Here is a 15,356-nt window from a genome sequence, read left to right as displayed (position 1 = left end):
ATCGCCGCGGCGGCGACGCCGAAAAACTAAGAAGGCCGGAAAACGTTTCAAGGGCGCGGCGCGAATTTATCCCGGCCACGACTCGCGTTGGTTAGCTCCCTACCATCCGTGCTCCTCGGTCACGCTGACATCCTGGATATCGTCGAAGTCCGTCGACGCGAGACGACAGGAGATCACAATGCGCAAGGCGCTGCTTCGGATACCGCAGCGATGCTTGACCGTGACGAGCTTCGCTGCTGCGGCCGAAATCGTGGTCAAGATGCTGAACAAAGGTTCAGATGGCGGCAAAATGGTGTTCGAGCCGACGCTGGTGAAATCGAACCCGGCGACACCGTCAAATTCGTTGCCGCCGACAAGTGACACAATGCCGCAAGCAGACGACCGGCTGATTGATCGTCCCGAGCGTCTCCTAGACGGTACCCTTCGTGAAGAGCCCATGGCTGAACACGTTGAAGCCGAGCTCGCGGATCGCCGCCACGTTGCGCCGCAAGCCTCTTGCCAAAAGAACAGGCCGCTATTTTTGCAAAGATTTTTATGTTGTCAGAAGTTATTTGGTCTGGTGGCGATGAAAACGTGCCGCAGGCTCGCCTACCCGAATGAGATTCAGCTGTACGCCAACCCGATGGGCGGCGGGCATTAGAATGCCTCGATCAAGGCGGTGACGAATGCAAAAACGACCGGACTGGGTGGACGACATCGATTGGGACGACCTCTATCCAAGAGTCCTCGCTGTCGCCTTTCGGATGAGTGCCGGCCGAGCGAACAGGCGGCACGAAGCCGAGCAACTTGCGCAAGAAGCGATTACGCGGAGCTTCACAACCAGGACGGTTGATTTAAAGAAATACGAGCTCTTCGTCTATCTCGTCGGCATCATGCGAAGCATTCGCAGCGATCAGATGAGGTCACCAGGTGCAAGGTTGTTCGATTTCGATGATGAAGCGGTGATCCGCTTCCCCGCGCGTCCCACTCAAGACGACGCGCTGTCGATCGCGAGTCTTTCACGACTCATCGAACAACAGGACCCAGGGGCCAACCAGGTGGCGATGCATATGCTCGCAGGCCTCAGAACCTCGCGTGAAATAGCCGAGGCCATGAGTGTTTCTCCTCAAAAAGTGGACGCGCTCAAGAAGAATTTGCGCCGCATCATTCTGGAGCTTGGACGCAACGACTTGCGCCTCGTGCGTAAGCCGCCGTCTGGCGCCAAGATTGCTGATCTGGAGGAATAAATATGGGTAAATCGCTTATCGAAATGATCTTGGCTCGCCTCGACGCGAACCCGCCGGAAGATCACACGGATGTTCTCGATTATCCGGACGCCGTCATTCGGGAGGAACTGCGAGCAGCGGGACTGCGCCCCGAAATGCCGCCGGCACTGCGCGAGCTGACAGCAAAGTCTCAGGGCGATCCGAAGCCTCGGGGAGAACTCCATCCAGGTGGGCGATTCGGCGCTGCTGCAAACTCGATTGCGCGCTTATTCACGACGCGATGGTGCCTGCGTCTAGGGTTTGGAATTGCTGGCGTCGCTCTGGTTGTAAGCACGACAACGATGATCGAATTCTCGCTGGAGTTGCGAGCTGAAGTTGCCGAGATGCACTGGATCAATCAGTCCCTTAGAGCAGAGCGCTCGGAATCACTCGCGAATGTCGTCGCCTCGTTTGTGAAGCAGCAAAAGGAAGTCATAGCAGAGCTAAAGAACAGGCAAAATGAGATTTCCGAAATCGCCTTACAGATCAAGACTGCGCGGCCTTCCTTCGCCAATCGGGAAGGACATGTCATGTTCTCCCCGCCGCCCCTCGAAGAGACTCAGACCTCCGGAATGAAGGATCGGACATTGTCTTTGGCTCATGCAACGCCATCCACATCGAAGGTCATCGAGATGCCAAGATTGAGTCGCGACGTTAACTCGTCCATCGACCTTGAGAAGCTCGGTTATATGAAGAGTGTTCGGTGCGCGCCATTACCAGCCAATACGGACAAAATCGAGCCCTGAGAGGCAGCAATGAAGCCGGCGAGTGCACCCTCACTCGCCGGCTTCTTCTAAATGCCCAGCGCGTGAGCAATCGCCATGGCAAAGTAGATCAGTGCGATGGCAGCGTAACTCGCGCAAATGATCAGGCTCTCCTTATTCATTCTTTGCCGCCTTGCTCATTCGATTCGTTTGCCGTCGATTGGCCGGTCGCAACGTGCGCTTTGTTCGAAAACCGCCAATGTACCCAGGCGACGACCACATAGATGACCGAAATTGCGATATATCCTTGCGCCTCAAGCATCCAAAACGCCTCCATCAAAGCCTGTCGTTACTGAGTAAGGCGGGCCAGGTTCTGGATTTCGGATCGCGCGATGGCGATTGCTCAAGGAAAGCAAATTGCAATTTCAAATGAGATGTTCGCGCCGCGGCTCCCGACTGGCGCGAGATTTCCATCTCGATGTCGATTTTAGTTCACCTCATGCTTCGTCAATTTCCCAAAACCACCGTAACCGACATGAGGCCTCCACCTCGTCATCGCGCGGTTTGCTTGGGATACAGGCTGGCATGAGCTGATGGGAGGAGGTGAAGCGATGGCAAATGCCATGCTTGGTGCCAGGCAGGAAGGTGAGGCGCTTGGGTGACGGAAACAGGTCGTTTCTGTGCAGAGCCGAAGACGATCGGCGGACCCGCATCGCGCGTCGACGGAACAGATCTGCGTCACCGACGGGACAATAGCGTTGCGCGCCGTGTCGCATCGATGACGCGCCCCGCCCCGCCTATTCCAAGAAATCCAGCACTTCTCCCCTTGGCACGTATGTTGCTGAGCGGACTCGAGCGGTGGCCGTGCCTGATGATCGGGCCATGTCGTCACAGCCAAACCGCAAAACGCCCCGCCGCGCCAGGGAAAGGAGATGAGCGATGACTGAGGCACTCACACTCAACAAGATCACAAGCCAGAAGGGCATCAGTATCGGGGAGGCGACGCGCCTCATCGCGGATCTGGGCTGGACCCCGTCCTATGTGCAGGACGCGATGGCGATCCCGACCGACTACAAGATCAGCAAGCCGCCGCGCGACCCGATGAAGCAGGTGCTGCGTTCCTATTTCCCCATGCAGGAAGAGAAGGACAATCGCGTCTATGGCGCGCTCGACGCAGCCTTGCGCGGCGACATGTTCCGCAACGTCGAGCCGCGCTGGATTGAATGGATGAAGCTGTTCCTGGCGATCATCCCATTCCCGGAGATCTCGGCCGCGCGATCAATGGCGCCGCTCGGGCAGCTCGCCCCCGGCGACCATCTGCGCACCGGCTTCACGATGCAGATGGTGGACGAGTTCCGGCACTCGACCATCCAGATGAACCTCAAGAAATGGTACATGGAGAATTATATCGATCCGGCCGGGTTCGACATCACTGAGAAGGCGTTCGGCAAATGCGCTGCGACGACGATCGGGCGGCAGTTTGGCGAGGCCTTCCTGACCGGTGATGCGATCACCGCATCGAATATCTATCTCCAAGTCGCCGCCGAGACGGCGTTCACCAACACGCTGTTTGTGGCGATGCCGTCGGAGGCCGCACGCAACGGCGACTACGCGTTGCCGACCGTGTTCCTCTCGGTCCAGAGCGACGAAAGCCGCCATATCGGCAACGGCCATTCGATGCTGATGTCGGTATTGAAGGAGCCAGATAATCATCTGCTGTTGGAACGCGATATTCGTTATTGCTTCTGGCAGAACCACATGATCGTTGACGCGATCATCGGTACGATCATCGAATATGGCACCAAGAATCGTGACAAGAATAAGGAGAGCTACGCGGAGCTGTGGCACCGCTGGATATTCGAGGACTATTATCGCACTTACATGCTGCCGCTCGAAAAATACGGCATCAAGATCCACCACGACGACGTCCATGAGGCGTTCGATTCGATCGTCAAGAAAGGCTATGTCCACAAGTTCGCGCAGTCCATCTCGGCCGGCTGGTGGGCGACTTTCTGGCGGATCGAGGCGCAGACCGAGCGCGACTTCGAATGGTTCGAGGCCAAGTATCCGGGCTGGTACGACGAGTTCGGCGCCTGGTGGGAGAATTACGAGAAACTCTCGAAACCCGGCAGCGAGATCATCACCTTCGCCGACACCGGCTACGTTTATCCGCATCGCTGCTGGTCGAGCCTGGTGCCATGTGTCGTCCGCGAGGACTTCTGCGTCGACGAGGTGGACGGCGAGCTGTTCACCTATGCCAGCGAGGTCGACCGTTGGACCCACAAGGAAGCGTTCGCCGCCGAATATCGGGGCCGTCCGACCCCGGCGATGGGCCGCTTCTCGGGCCGCCGCCAGTGGGAAGAGGTCTATGACGGCTGGGATCTCGCCGACGCCATCGTTGACATGGGCTTCGTGCGTCCTGACGGCAAGACGCTGATCGCTCAGCCGCACATGTCGTTCGAGGAGAAGGACATGTGGACGCTTGACCATGTCCGAGGCCACACCATCCGCAGCCCGCTGCTCGCGTTGCGCGAACTGAAGCCCGAGGCGCGGGCCAAACATGTCGAGGACTATCGCAAGGGTTTCAAGATCCGCCGGATCTGACTTCCACCGGCAGCCGGGGAGGTGGTGTCGCCGCCTCCCCCGGCATCCGCTGCGACTGCCTCGCGGAGAATGATCATGGGACAGGAAATGCCTCAGCGCAGGCCGGCGGTGCACAAGGTGCGCCTCGAGCCGGTAGGGGTCGAGATGGAAGTGGAGGAAGGTGAGACCGTCCTCGACGCAGCCTTCCGCCAGGGCGTCGCCCTGCCGCACGGCTGCAAGGAAGGGCAGTGCTCCGCGTGCAAATGCATCCTCAACGAAGGGGATGTGGACATGCTCAAATATTCGACCTTCGCGCTCTCCGACCCGGAGAAGGAAAGCGGTCGGGTCCTGCTGTGCCGGACGCTCGTCTATAGCGACGTCAAGGTCGAGCTGCTCAACTATGACGAGGACTTGCTGTCGCGCTCGATCGCAGTCAAGGCGTTCAACGGAAAGCTGGCGAGCGTCGAGCGGCTGACGCACGATATCGTTCGCATCGCGATCGACCTAGACGAGCCGATGAAGTTCTGGGCCGGACAGTATGCGGACCTGACGCTCCATGGCGCGGAGATCACGCGCTCCTATTCGATGGGCAATCCACCGAGTGAGTCCGATCGCCTGGAGTTCATCATCAAGCGTCATCCCGGCGGTGCCTTCTCGACCGTGGTCGGCGAGGCGAAGATCGGTGATCCGATCACGGTGAAGGGGCCTTATGGCTCTTGCTTCCGTCGCGAGCAGCGCGACGGGCCGATGATCCTGGTCGGCAGCGGATCGGGCATGGCACCGTTGATGTCGATCCTGCTCGACCAGGCGGCAAGCGGCGAGACGCGCCCGGTTCGCTTCTTCTACGGCGCCCGGACAACGCAGGATCTGTTTGCACTCGACGTCTTCGCCGACCTTGAAGCGCGGATGCCCGACTTCAAGTTCATTCCCGCCGTGTCACATGTCGAAGCGGATTCGGAGTGGAACGGCGAAACCGGATTCATCCACGACGTGCTGCGCCGCCACCTGCTCGACATGGAGAATACCGAGGAAGCGGATGCCTATAGCTGCGGTCCACCGCCGATGATCGATGCCGCACTGCCGATCCTGCAAATGGCCGATATCGACCCGGCCAGGATGTATTTCGACAAGTTCACGCCCGCCACCCAAGCATGAGGCCGAATGCCCAAGAGAGAGAGAGGGAGAAGACGATGTCTGGACGATTGATGGAGCAGGAGCAGAGGTCCGCAGCGGCGGGCGCCAAGACCTTTCCGGGATCGGATAGCCGAGCCTATAATTATTTCGAGCCGAAGGGGCGTCGGGCGACGCATTACGAGGACGTCACCGTTGACGTCCAGCCGGACCCCGAACGCTACCTCCTCCAGAATTGGATCATGTCCTTCGGGGACGGCACGCCGACATACTCGAAGGAGTGGACCGCGCTGAAGAGCAGCGACTGGCAGCTCTATCGCGCGCCCGACCAGGAATGGGAACGGACGCACTATCAACGCCAGTCGACCATCTGCGGCATGATCAAGAACGTAATCGACAACGCACGGCGCGCCGGCGCACCGAGGCGCTTCGACAAGGCGTGGGTGAAAATACTGCAAGATCATCTGGGTGCCTTCAAGCATGCCGAATATGGCCTGGGCACCGCGCTGATGCGCGCGCAGCGCTACGGCTATACCCAAATGGTCAACAACGCGATCCTGACCAACTCGTCCTACAAGCTGCGGCTGGCGCAGGATCTAACGCTCTATCTCGGCGAGATCGCGCTCGACATCGAAGGCTTCGACGTCGACGCCGGCAAGCGCAATTGGCTGGAGAACTCGATCTGGCAGAAGGCTCGCGAACTTGTGGAATCTGCACGCGGCGCCGAGGATTTCCTGGAGCAGTATTTCATCGTCAACGTGCTATTCGAGCCACTGGTAGGCGAGTTGTTCCGCTCCGGTTTCGTCATGCAAGTCGCGGCGGCACAGAGCGACTATTCGTCGCCCGTCCTCATCTCAGCGGCGGAAGCGGATTACGAGCGCAATCTAGCCAATACGGTTGAGCTGTTTGCACTCCTGGTGCGCGATCCCGTGCATGGTGAGGACAATCGGCGCCTGCTGCAGGACTGGTTCGACGAATATTCGCCGATCGCGACCCAGGCGGCGCTCGATCTACAACCCATCTGGTCACAGCCGCGGGTGAAATCCGCGCAGTTCGCCGAATCTTATGCGTCGGCGATCAACCGCCTGCAGGCGATCGTGTCGGAGATCGGCGTCTTCTCGACGCAAATTCCGATGCCGGAGCTGCAGGTCGCCGAGCCCGTCGAATAATCGCGCGACGAAAGGAACCCATAGCATGGCCGTTACCACCGAGCAGCAGCTCTTCACGCCGCTCAAGGACATCACCCAGGAACGCACCATCTCGCATCAATGCGGGGTGACGATGAACGACAGCGTCGAGGCACGCTGCATTGCAGAGATTATGGAACAGCGTCCCGGAATCAAGGTCACCTACCTGCCGGCGATGATCCGTGTGGACGGCGAGGGTAAGATCGTCTTCGACATGGCCGAGATCAGCGAGGCGCTCGGCCGCGAGATGACACCGCACATCTTCGAGATTTCCACCGCCACCCATTACGGCCGGATGGTGATGATCGACGAGAACACCGTGATCCTCTTCGGGGACATGGACGAGGCGCTCCAATACGAATGACACGATCACGCGCCGGCGGCCGCGCCGCCGGCGCGTGTCATCCCCCTAGCCAGACCGGAATGACAAGGCTCCGCCCAACGGATGGCGGCGCACACAGGAGACGATAGATGGCCAAGATCATGCTTTACGATGCTGACGCTAGGGCGGCGCTTGCGCGCGGCGTGGACCAGCTTGCCCGCGCTGTAGTCGGCACGCTCGGCCCCAAGGGAACCAACGTCATCATGGATCGCCCGATCGGGACGCCGTTGGTGTCGCGCGATGGTGTCAGCATCGCGGCCGAGATCGAGTTACCCTGCCGGTTCGAGAATCTGGGCGCGCAGGTTGTTCGCGAGGTGTCCGCCCAGACCAATGAGATCGCCGGTGACGGCACCACGACCGCGACAGCGCTCGCCAATGCGCTGGTGCAGGATGGCGTGAAACTGGTCGAGCACGAGCACAAGGCGGTCGACGTTGTCGCCGGCATGGACCACGCCCGCGATCTGGTCATCAAAGCACTGCGAGAGGGCTCTCGGCCGCTGCGTCAGGGCGAATTGCGCATGGTTGCAAGCGTCGCGGCCACCGAGACGTCACTGGGAGAGCTTATAGCGGAAGCGCTCAAGCGGGTCGGCATCGAAGGCGTCGTCCATGTCGAATATGCGTTGCCGGGCTCACCGACGCGGCTGGAGGTCGACGAAGGGCTCGTGCTCGATCGCGGATTCGTATCGCACCATATGGCGACCGACAGTCCAAGCCTGGCCGCCGAACTCGACAGTCCGGCGATCCTGCTGACCGACCACAAAGTGCCATCGGCCGAGCCGATCCTGCGTATCCTCGACCAGCTCAAGGAAAGCGGGCGTCCGCTGCTGCTGGTAGCGGACGAGATCGCGCCTGAGGTCATCGCGGCGGTGATGCAGGCTCGGCTTCAGGGACGTGGCACCGTCGTCGCGATCAATCCGCCGGAATTCGGCCATTGGCGCAAGGCGATGATGGAGGATCTCGCGATCATGACGGGTGGCCGGGTGATCGCGCGCGACCTGGGTGCCCGGATCGAGGAGGTGACGATCGCCGATCTGGGCAATGCGACGCGCGCGAGGGTATCCGCATCCGCGACCGTGATCCTGGGCGGCAATGGCGACAAGGCGGCCATCGACGGGCGGCGGCAACTGGTCCAGAAGCTGTGGGACGAGGCACCGCAGAATATCGAGCGCGACAAGCTGGCCGATCGCCTTGCAAAGCTCACCCGCGGGACCGCGCTCCTGCTCGCAGGCGGCGCCACGCCGGTCGAGCAAAAACGCACGGCGCAACTCCTCGAAGATGGCCTTAACGCAGCCCGGGCTGCCCGTGGCGAAGGTGTGGTGGCCGGTGGCGGTACTGCCCTCGCGCAGGTCGCAGCGCAGCTCGATCCGTTGGTGGATCACGAGGTTGATGGCGCACAGGCCGGTGCGATGCTGGTCCGCGACGCGATCAAGCGCCCATTGGCGATCATCGCGGGCAATGCCGGACAGGATGGCGCTATGATCGTGACACGGGTCGTCGCCGAGCAACCCGGCACGGGCTTCGATGCCAGGAGCGGCAGATTTACCGACATGTTCGAAGCCGGCGTCATTGATCCCGTCAAGGTTACCTGCGCCGCTCTCGAGAATGCGGTGTCGGTGGCCAAGCTGATCCTGACGACCCATTCGCTCGTCGTCGACCTTCCTGAAGGCGTCGATCCTACCGCCGGCCCTGCGCGCGGCGGCGGTGCCGAAGTTTACGGCCGGAGCTGATCGGCGCGGACCGACGATCGCCATCGCGTTCGTTCCGCTCCGATCGATATGTCTACTTATCTTCCGAATCGTCAATGATCACTAAACGAGGCTTTTCGCAGAAAGAGCCATGCCCTCAGTTCCTGGTAGTTTTCCCGCCGGGAAGGGTAACGAAACGAGCTGGCTTTTGGGCCACTTCACGGCGCTACCTGGGGCTGATGAGAAGGTCCGAAGCGCCGTTGGCCTCTGGCGTCGGCCAGGTTACCAGGCGCTGATCGATCTTCCGGCTGCGCCCGACGCGGCGTGCTTTCTCCAAGGCGCAACTTATGGAATTGAAGCGCCCTTCGATGCGTCCGATCCCATGCATCAGTTGGTCTTCCGCGGTGAACCTGGTCTGCTGGATGATCTGATCCAGACGTTTCCTGCCCCCGCTCGATAGGAGAGCGGGGACGGCTTTCCGTCTCGCTCACTTTCGACAGCACGTTCGCCATCCAATGGGTGACGCGGCCGGCGATTTTTGCGCCGATGAGGTGATGCAGGATATGCGCGATGCTCTTGCCGCCGGAGGAAACAGTGCGACCGCCTTTCATCACCACCAATTCTCGCTTGCCGGTGCCCGCCTCAGTCGCAGGTTTTTCATCCCGGAAAGCTCGGGAATGTCGCTTCCGTCCAGGGGGGCCTTGATGACTCCCGTTTCCTTCTCGTCACGTGCGGCTGCGATTTTCACCACCGCGCCGCTCGTCGCTTTCGGCACCATCACGCCGTTGTCATCCGGGCTGACGATGTCGCCCGGATGAACGGCAATACCCATTGCAACATCGCCGCTTGCCTGATGCCGCGAGACGGTCCAGATCGGTACACAGGCATTCGGCTTGTGGCGCTGAGTCTCACTTGAGCAATAAAATGCGCCTTAGAGCCCAGCATGACGCTCAAATTCTGCGCTAGACGGACTCTTTCAGCGGATTTCGCCACAACGATTGTGTCAAGTTGCGCCGTACCTTAGCAGCTTCAGCGGCGCACCTTCTACATGGAAAGTCAGCAACTGGGAGCGAGTTGCGGATTGCAGCGCATCAAGCTGACATCCTATGGTTGGCCGGTCGAGCCAGTCAGCCGAAATAATTCCCTGAATTCCGCCAGCGCGGAATAATCTAAGGATGGAGCTCCTGGATCCGATGCCGCCGAATTTATCTGGGCGAACAAAACGGCTCGGAAAAGGGCCAGACGCGGGTCAGGATGTACTCAGGCAATTCACATGGGAGATCAGATCAATCAATGTGTGTCTGGACGACCTTCGCTGCTTCCAGGCGAATGCGCTCGGTATCACTGGACCGCAAATGATGATCTTGATGGCTGTAACCGAGTTGGAACGCGACGGCGGTGTTCCTGTCAATGTCGTTGCAAAACTAATGAACATCGGCTCGTCTTTCATCACGAAACATTCCAAGGAGCTTGAGAACAAACGATTTCTGCGGCGCACTCCAGGCCCAAAGGACGCCCGTCTCGTACATCTGTCTCTAACAGAGAACGCTCGCAAAACGTCTTGCGAGCATCGCGGCCCAGCAGGAAGAGCTCGATCAGTTTGTTTTTGACTATCTTGGTATTCAGGAATTCGCGAGATTGGCCAGCTGCCTTAGGGGAGTTAGGCATAGGCTAGAGAAAGCTCGCCTGCACGCTGAACTCAAATCTTGAGATGAACTGAGTGACCAGGATGGCGATCTCGCTTCCTGAAGCGATTCGCCGTCTCCAGCTTCGTTCGAGAAGGAAGCATGCGGAGGAGGATAGGACATCGCCGCACGGATTTCGTCGCGCCAGCAAGTATCAAGCAGCGCCTGCTGCCTTGCCTCTGCGGCACGAACATCTCATTTGAAATTGCAATTTGCTTTCGTTGAGCAATCGTCATCGCGCGATCCGAAATCCAGATTCTGGCTCGCCTTACTGAGCAACGACAGGCTCGATGGAGACGTTTTGGATGCTTGAGACGCAAGGATATATCGCAATTTCGGTCATCTATATGGTCGTCGCCCGGGTTCATTGGCGGTCTTCAAACAATGCTCACGTTGCAGCCGGCCAATCGACCGCGAACGAATCGAATGAGCAAGAAGCCAGAGAATGAACAGGGAACCTAACGCTGCGGGACTGGGCGATCTCCGCACTGCAAGAGTCCGGCGGGATCCGCGAATGCGAGAGCACGGCTGGATGCACGACCGCGCCGAAGCGGGACGCCCTGTTCCGCCGCGATCATAGACCTGGACTTCTTCAAAAGGATCAGCGGCAGGTACGGGCGTCCCGTTGGCGATGAGGTGCTGAGGAGCTTCGCCGTTTCGGTGGCGGCCGACATTCGAGCGTCGACAAAGCTGGGTCGTTACGGAGCGAGGAATTCCACCTGATCCTGACGTGCACGTCTCGGGCGCCATCCGGTCAACCTCGTCGATCGCATAAGAAATCGTCGATGAAATGGACTGGGACACGATCGGCGACGGGTTCAAGGTGTCGACATCGGCAGGCGTCAATCAACTCAGACCGGACGATGTGCTCACCCGAGCAGACGTTAGCTTTGTACCGGGCCAAGAATGCCGCAAGAAATCGCGTGAGCAAGGACTATTGATCGATTTGGCTCTTTCGTCTCGACCCTTCAGGAGCGGAGGCGTGGAAATGACGGCTCCGGCGCCCCCCAGCCTCACGCCGGGCCGTTTTCATTCTTTAAGCGAGCGCCAGTTCAAAGTGGAGGGATCCGGGTCGCACTCGTAATCTCAACTGACGAGCTGTCTCGGTAGCACCATCACAGCGTTGATCTGCTCCAGTGTCTTTGGCGATGAAGACGGGCGAATGTCATTGCGCAGACGATGAGCCCCACGCGGGGCTTTTGGTTGCGTGGTCCTGGACGGTTGAGAAAGGTGCAGATTTTGAGCGCGCGATCCGGCAACGGACGTTGCAGCGTCTTCGCCTCATTCCATGGCGCTCATCGCGCCCGTTAAGGAACTGGTTACTAGTCACTGTCACCATTTGCATATTAAGTCGGCATGTGCAGTAGCGCATTCTGAGAACGGTTTATATTCGACACACTCGGTTGGCGGTCTGTTGCAGGAGAGGCCTAATGTTCAAGGGCTTCACGGTGGCAGTTGTGGCGCTGATTGGCACAGCGCAGCTGGATCGATACCCTAACCAACGGCCGGTACACCGGCGCGGCTACGGAAATGCTGCGGCAAATCAGGCACGCGTTTGGGTTTTAGACAATTCTTTGGCGCGGAGGCGCGTGATGGACATCTCATGGGCTGATCTCGATTGCGGCGAACGACGCACCATTGCGATATTGGGAGCCGGACTTTCCATTGAACTGTGCGACCCGCTTGCACTCCTGACGTTAAGGCGGCTCGGTCTGATCGTAGGATTCCATTTGACGGCTGCCGGACACAATCTGCGAAGAGATGCGGTTGTGAAGAGTGTCGCGGGCTAAGCGTTGCGGGTGGGTGATTAAGACTGGCGGGCGGGTGGCAAACGCAATCGAGCTTATTGTGGACGGTTACGTTAGCCTGAATGACAGGAGGGCTCTCGACGATTTGCGCATGCAGCGCCGTAAGCTGGTCGTGGAACTAAAGGCACGCACCGGTTTTGATTGCCGGACAACCATTCAGCAGATCGAGGAAGATATCATCGTGATCGAGGCTGGGTTGGCGCAGTTGGATGGCCCGGCGACGACCTAATCTTTCCAAAGCGGTTTGCGTTTCAAGCTGCCGGGCTATCTGCCTTCTCAACCCCGCTGTTAGGCGGAGTAGCGAGGATAGAGGCTTGTGGTGATGCTGTCGAGATGCACATGGAGAAGCCGCCGACCTGCTCGACCTAGATCAACCGCTCCTTGGTGACCCGCAAGCTGCGAACGTAGTAGCCCTGCCTCTGAACGGCCGACTTGATCTCGGCGCTGACTTTGAGAACTCTTTTTCTGCTCTTGCGCCATTTATTCCGAGAGCAAACGCCGGGTATTGCAGAGCCGTTGCTTAGAACAAGCAACTCGTGCTTGCCATTACGATAGACATCAAACACTCTTTGTCCCCGCTGCTCGTATGAAGTAAACATGAAATATGTTTCGGTCGTCTCAATGGACGAGCTTGGCATCAGCTTAGTATCTCGAATGGCTACGCGGGTTGTAGATCTGCAACGTCCGCGATTTTTGGCTCACCGCGTTCGGGGTTTGGAACGAACTGATGCAAGCCCGATCATCGCCCAACTGGGCGCGCCTAGCGCAGTTACTTCGGCGATCGCGTGAACGGCGCGGGCATCGGTTCTCTGGCTTTAACCAGCATGCCACTGCGGCGAGAACGTGTTGCGGATGTTGGTGAACGGTGGGCTGCCTGTAGGACTCTCGCGGTCGGCCGAGTCGAAGAGCCTATCGAATTCCGCCACAACTGCATGGGCTCGCTCGGATCAACCCGACATGGATCCGCCCGAGCGGCGTTGCCGCTTGTGACCTGCGGCACGAATTTCTCCACGCGGACATTGTCCGGAATGACCCCGAGCTCATCGCGCGGAATGACCGGACCAGTGGTCAGCAGAGCTTTCAGAGAGAGCCGACCGCCGCCAGCAGCACACGATGGGCGTTCCGCACGCGTTCCGAACGGCCTGCAACCGTTCCGAAGGTCATGGACAGGAATGGCTCCTCTGCCGCCGGCATCCAGTCTGGCAGTGACGCGCCGGAGGCTTGCCCGATCGGAATCTCAGGAGCCACACGGAAGCCGGCAGGGCGGTCAGTCAGCGGCGGACCGCGGTCAAACGATGGCGGAAGGGACGTCAAGGTACGCTGGTTGCGCTGTGCGAGACCACGGTCGGGCTTCAGGCCAACGCGAGTGCGTATTCACTGCAATAAACCGCGACACCGGCTTGTGGAACACCCGCGGCCTCTGCTGCGACCAGTGAGGCGAACTCAGCGGACTCGCGGACGATGAGATCCGGGCGAAACTCCTGGATCGTCCGTTGTAGCTTAGGCAGCGCGGCGCGAGCGGCCGCGCCGGCAATGCCCTCGCGGAAAGCGAACGCGATGGCTTCCTCGCCTTTCAGTTCGACGACGCGCTTCATGACGGCTTGCAGTTCTTCGGGGCGGGTCGATCGAATGGCGCATGCGCGAGCCCCGCCTTCTGCAGCATCGCGACCGCGCCCTCGTCGGCGGAGGTGGCTACTCGAACCTCGTACCCGAGATCGCGGAGACGTCGCGCATAGGGCACGAGAGGCGTGATGTGCCCGATGTCGTTGACGGTGGAAAACAGGATTCGCGTGGCAGCTCCATCGGCCGGCTCGCAAGAAAACGGCAAGGGCAAAGACGGTTCCGCCGAACACGTGCGAGGCTTATCCGGACCGTCGGGCGTCGCAGGTTGGCGCTTCGCGACGAATTTGACAGGCTCGCCGAGGTCACCTTCCTGAGTCAGAGCCGACGTGATTTGCTGACCGCGAGCATTACGGCTCGTGACCCATCTGCGACATCATGGCCAATTTCGACCGAGGACAATCCGGGCCTTCCAGCCTGGCGGTCAAGACCGATAAGACGTCTAGCCGCAGGGCGGATGACGGGGCCGCTCCCTTGACATCGATTACTTCCGCCGCAAGCTGCGCCAATTCATCCTTTTTGCTTAACTCGGGAAAAACGGATCGTTGAAGGGCTCGCTCATAGCGGTACGCGACATCACGTTCGATGGCCTCGGCGAGCCCCTCGTCGACGAGATTGGATGGGGACTTGGCCTCGTGATCTGCGCCTGGCGGAACGACGATATTCGCGTTTTTCAATTCCTGGACGAGGTGCGCGGCAATCTCACCCGGCATTGTGCGCTTCATTTGCCGAAGTGTGAAAATATCAAAATGCTTTTCTTTTAATTCTGGAAAATCATCAATGCGGCGCGTGAGCTCGCGCCAGCCAAAAACGGTTACGCGGAAAAGCCCCTCGGCGGCGTGTTTCTCAGAAATTGCATTGACGTGGTCCGTGACGGTGACGTCGTTATCCGCGGTAGTCGCAATAATGTAGGTCTTGAGGGCGGGACTGAATTTCTTAGCTTCCTCGATTTCCGCATTGATTTCCGCAATCGTTGGTTTCGTGGGCGGCCAAACGCGCTTTCCCTTGCATTGAACGCCAGAGGCGGCACCGTTTTGCTTTCCGTAAATATCGACGCCATTTTGCCACTGGCCACTTCGCCCGTACCGGACGAGCTCTGGGTCGCTCCAGATTCGAGAAAAGAGATCGGCGCAGATCTCTTCGAATTTGTCCCAGCTTGCCGGCGGATGAAGTTGTTCGTCAGACATGGACCGATCGTTCGACTCACTATCTGGAATACAGGTTAGTCCCAAAGAACATTTGGAGAACAATTTCAATGGAGTGGCGAATATTGCCACTCTTCAACCTACTGGGGAGAGGACATACATGGGGACTTAGATGGACTCAA

General features: G+C 59.2%; 18 protein-coding genes. 12 read left to right on the top strand and 6 right to left on the bottom strand.

Annotated features, from left to right (window positions below; all coding sequences use genetic code 11):
- Positions 1 to 178 precede the first annotated feature (178 nt).
- Genes JJE66_RS15325 through JJE66_RS15315 form a run of 3 tightly spaced genes read left to right on the top strand, consistent with a single transcriptional unit; the run spans position 179 to position 1,990 of the window.
- The gene (locus tag JJE66_RS15325; RefSeq protein WP_200515044.1) at positions 179 to 640 is read left to right on the top strand and encodes a hypothetical protein; all 462 of its coding nucleotides are present in this window, start codon (positions 179 to 181) and stop codon (positions 638 to 640) included.
- 25 nt (positions 641 to 665) lie between these two features.
- Positions 666 to 1,226, top strand: coding sequence for a sigma-70 family RNA polymerase sigma factor (locus JJE66_RS15320; RefSeq protein WP_197969507.1), 561 nt, complete (start codon positions 666 to 668; stop codon positions 1,224 to 1,226).
- Between the two features lie 2 nt (positions 1,227 to 1,228).
- On the top strand, positions 1,229 to 1,990 hold the full coding sequence (locus tag JJE66_RS15315; protein ID WP_200515043.1) for a hypothetical protein: 762 nt from the start codon (positions 1,229 to 1,231) through the stop codon (positions 1,988 to 1,990).
- 136 nt (positions 1,991 to 2,126) lie between these two features.
- Here the strand turns inward: JJE66_RS15315 and JJE66_RS15310 are convergent, their stop codons facing one another.
- Positions 2,127 to 2,270, bottom strand: a complete 144-nt coding sequence (locus JJE66_RS15310; protein WP_197969509.1) for a hypothetical protein — start codon at positions 2,268 to 2,270, stop codon at positions 2,127 to 2,129.
- A 617-nt stretch (positions 2,271 to 2,887) separates the two neighbouring features.
- Here JJE66_RS15310 and JJE66_RS15305 point away from each other — a divergent pair.
- The 5 genes from JJE66_RS15305 to groEL all read left to right on the top strand — a co-directional run bounded on the left by JJE66_RS15305 (position 2,888) and on the right by groEL (position 8,958).
- On the top strand, positions 2,888 to 4,552 hold the full coding sequence (locus tag JJE66_RS15305) for a methane monooxygenase (RefSeq protein ID WP_200515042.1): 1,665 nt from the start codon (positions 2,888 to 2,890) through the stop codon (positions 4,550 to 4,552).
- Between the two features lie 75 nt (positions 4,553 to 4,627).
- Positions 4,628 to 5,686 (top strand): NADH:ubiquinone reductase (Na(+)-transporting) subunit F, encoded by a 1,059-nt coding sequence (locus JJE66_RS15300; RefSeq protein WP_246756208.1) that lies wholly within the window; start codon positions 4,628 to 4,630, stop codon positions 5,684 to 5,686.
- Between the two features lie 35 nt (positions 5,687 to 5,721).
- Complete coding sequence (locus JJE66_RS15295) at positions 5,722 to 6,831, top strand: aromatic/alkene monooxygenase hydroxylase subunit beta (protein ID WP_246756206.1); 1,110 nt, start codon at positions 5,722 to 5,724, stop codon at positions 6,829 to 6,831.
- Between the two features lie 25 nt (positions 6,832 to 6,856).
- A complete protein-coding gene (locus JJE66_RS15290) occupies positions 6,857 to 7,213 on the top strand; it encodes an MmoB/DmpM family protein (RefSeq protein ID WP_027545366.1) in 357 nt (118 codons plus the stop codon).
- 107 nt (positions 7,214 to 7,320) lie between these two features.
- Complete coding sequence (gene groEL, locus JJE66_RS15285) at positions 7,321 to 8,958, top strand: chaperonin GroEL (protein WP_200515041.1); 1,638 nt, start codon at positions 7,321 to 7,323, stop codon at positions 8,956 to 8,958.
- Positions 8,959 to 9,526: 568 nt separating this feature from the next.
- On the opposite strand, the gene JJE66_RS15280 is transcribed toward groEL, so the two are convergent.
- Entirely contained in the window at positions 9,527 to 9,748 is a 222-nt protein-coding gene (locus JJE66_RS15280) for a hypothetical protein (RefSeq protein ID WP_200515040.1), read from the bottom strand.
- A 343-nt stretch (positions 9,749 to 10,091) separates the two neighbouring features.
- Between JJE66_RS15280 and JJE66_RS38640 the strand changes: the two genes are divergently transcribed.
- The 4 genes from JJE66_RS38640 (at position 10,092) to JJE66_RS38875 (ending at position 12,638) form a co-directional block, all read left to right on the top strand.
- The gene (locus JJE66_RS38640) at positions 10,092 to 10,526 is read left to right on the top strand and encodes a MarR family transcriptional regulator (RefSeq protein WP_311979880.1); all 435 of its coding nucleotides are present in this window, start codon (positions 10,092 to 10,094) and stop codon (positions 10,524 to 10,526) included.
- A 603-nt stretch (positions 10,527 to 11,129) separates the two neighbouring features.
- Positions 11,130 to 11,324 (top strand): diguanylate cyclase, encoded by a 195-nt coding sequence (locus JJE66_RS38880; protein ID WP_200515375.1) that lies wholly within the window; start codon positions 11,130 to 11,132, stop codon positions 11,322 to 11,324.
- A gap of 707 nt (positions 11,325 to 12,031) precedes the next feature.
- The gene (locus JJE66_RS15265) at positions 12,032 to 12,391 is read left to right on the top strand and encodes a hypothetical protein (RefSeq protein WP_200515039.1); all 360 of its coding nucleotides are present in this window, start codon (positions 12,032 to 12,034) and stop codon (positions 12,389 to 12,391) included.
- A gap of 109 nt (positions 12,392 to 12,500) precedes the next feature.
- On the top strand, positions 12,501 to 12,638 hold the full coding sequence (locus tag JJE66_RS38875; RefSeq protein ID WP_210349828.1) for a hypothetical protein: 138 nt from the start codon (positions 12,501 to 12,503) through the stop codon (positions 12,636 to 12,638).
- 136 nt (positions 12,639 to 12,774) lie between these two features.
- Here JJE66_RS38875 and JJE66_RS38010 read toward each other — a convergent pair whose 3' ends face one another.
- The 4 genes from JJE66_RS38010 to JJE66_RS15245 form a co-directional block, all read right to left on the bottom strand.
- Complete coding sequence (locus JJE66_RS38010; protein WP_311977739.1) at positions 12,775 to 12,975, bottom strand: hypothetical protein; 201 nt, start codon at positions 12,973 to 12,975, stop codon at positions 12,775 to 12,777.
- A 786-nt stretch (positions 12,976 to 13,761) separates the two neighbouring features.
- Positions 13,762 to 14,004 (bottom strand): hypothetical protein, encoded by a 243-nt coding sequence (locus JJE66_RS15255; RefSeq protein WP_200515037.1) that lies wholly within the window; start codon positions 14,002 to 14,004, stop codon positions 13,762 to 13,764.
- Entirely contained in the window at positions 14,001 to 14,243 is a 243-nt protein-coding gene (locus tag JJE66_RS15250; protein ID WP_200515036.1) for a hypothetical protein, read from the bottom strand. The genes JJE66_RS15255 and JJE66_RS15250 overlap by 4 nt, the downstream gene beginning before the upstream one ends.
- Positions 14,244 to 14,379: 136 nt before the next feature.
- Positions 14,380 to 15,216, bottom strand: a complete 837-nt coding sequence (locus JJE66_RS15245; protein ID WP_200515035.1) for a hypothetical protein — start codon at positions 15,214 to 15,216, stop codon at positions 14,380 to 14,382.
- Between the last annotated feature and the right edge of the window lie 140 nt (positions 15,217 to 15,356).

This window comes from Bradyrhizobium diazoefficiens (genome assembly GCF_016612535.1).
Taxonomy (GTDB): domain Bacteria; phylum Pseudomonadota; class Alphaproteobacteria; order Rhizobiales; family Xanthobacteraceae; genus Bradyrhizobium; species Bradyrhizobium diazoefficiens_C.
Note: the sequence above shows the minus strand (reverse complement) of the source record. Positions and strands in the feature narration are given on the sequence as shown.

What these genes read in the sequence shown, in the direction of transcription:
- JJE66_RS15325 (WP_200515044.1), top strand. Translation starts at nt 179, where the DNA reads ATGCGCAAGGCGCTGCTTCGGATACCGCAGCGATGCTTGACCGTGACG.
- JJE66_RS15320 (WP_197969507.1), top strand. Translation starts at nt 666, where the DNA reads ATGCAAAAACGACCGGACTGGGTGGACGACATCGATTGGGACGACCTC.
- JJE66_RS15315 (WP_200515043.1), top strand. Translation starts at nt 1,229, where the DNA reads ATGGGTAAATCGCTTATCGAAATGATCTTGGCTCGCCTCGACGCGAAC.
- JJE66_RS15310 (WP_197969509.1), bottom strand. Translation starts at nt 2,270, where the DNA reads ATGCTTGAGGCGCAAGGATATATCGCAATTTCGGTCATCTATGTGGTC.
- JJE66_RS15305 (WP_200515042.1), top strand. Translation starts at nt 2,888, where the DNA reads ATGACTGAGGCACTCACACTCAACAAGATCACAAGCCAGAAGGGCATC.
- JJE66_RS15300 (WP_246756208.1), top strand. Translation starts at nt 4,628, where the DNA reads ATGGGACAGGAAATGCCTCAGCGCAGGCCGGCGGTGCACAAGGTGCGC.
- JJE66_RS15295 (WP_246756206.1), top strand. Translation starts at nt 5,722, where the DNA reads ATGTCTGGACGATTGATGGAGCAGGAGCAGAGGTCCGCAGCGGCGGGC.
- JJE66_RS15290 (WP_027545366.1), top strand. Translation starts at nt 6,857, where the DNA reads ATGGCCGTTACCACCGAGCAGCAGCTCTTCACGCCGCTCAAGGACATC.
- groEL (WP_200515041.1), top strand. Translation starts at nt 7,321, where the DNA reads ATGGCCAAGATCATGCTTTACGATGCTGACGCTAGGGCGGCGCTTGCG.
- JJE66_RS15280 (WP_200515040.1), bottom strand. Translation starts at nt 9,748, where the DNA reads ATGGGTATTGCCGTTCATCCGGGCGACATCGTCAGCCCGGATGACAAC.
- JJE66_RS38640 (WP_311979880.1), top strand. Translation starts at nt 10,092, where the DNA reads ATGGAGCTCCTGGATCCGATGCCGCCGAATTTATCTGGGCGAACAAAA.
- JJE66_RS15265 (WP_200515039.1), top strand. Translation starts at nt 12,032, where the DNA reads ATGTTCAAGGGCTTCACGGTGGCAGTTGTGGCGCTGATTGGCACAGCG.
- JJE66_RS38875 (WP_210349828.1), top strand. Translation starts at nt 12,501, where the DNA reads ATGCAGCGCCGTAAGCTGGTCGTGGAACTAAAGGCACGCACCGGTTTT.
- JJE66_RS15255 (WP_200515037.1), bottom strand. Translation starts at nt 14,004, where the DNA reads ATGAAGCGCGTCGTCGAACTGAAAGGCGAGGAAGCCATCGCGTTCGCT.
- JJE66_RS15245 (WP_200515035.1), bottom strand. Translation starts at nt 15,216, where the DNA reads ATGTCTGACGAACAACTTCATCCGCCGGCAAGCTGGGACAAATTCGAA.